The sequence below is a fragment of the Neisseria sp. P0022.S010 genome (genome assembly GCF_051956635.1).
In genome coordinates, this window is the sequence record NZ_JBQCXF010000952.1 from 1 (window position 1) to 420 (window position 420).

General features: G+C 52.6%; 1 protein-coding gene. It reads right to left on the reverse strand.

The window, feature by feature from the left end; genetic code table 11:
* Positions 1-420 (reverse strand): DDE-type integrase/transposase/recombinase (locus tag ACTHUT_RS22280; RefSeq protein WP_440419989.1); only part of this gene is annotated, 420 nt, incomplete at both ends.

Sequence of the window (420 nt, forward strand, 5' to 3'; positions counted from 1 at the left end):
CATGCCACATCTCCATCAGGGTGCGGATAACCCGTTCCGCCTTACCGTTGGTCTGCGGACGGGCAACCCGGGTAAACTTTTGACCAATCCCGTTCTCATAACAGGCTACACCGAAAGCATGGTTGGCCGAGCCTTTATATTCCGTACCGTTGTCGGAGTAAACGCACTCAATCAGGTATGGACAGGGATCAATCAGGTGTCCAGTCAGAAACTTGGCGGCACTGTCTGCGGTTTTGTCCGGCAAAATGGCGGCGTATAGCTCCCTTGAGAAATCGTCGATGGCGACAAACAGGTAATCCCGCTTATCGGTGGCTTTCTGTCCTTTGAGCAGCGGCAGCCGTTTGGTATCGAGATGTACCAGCTCTCCGGGGTAGGATTTATTGTAGCGTTTGGCCTGCCTTTTGAGTTTTTCCTGAATGC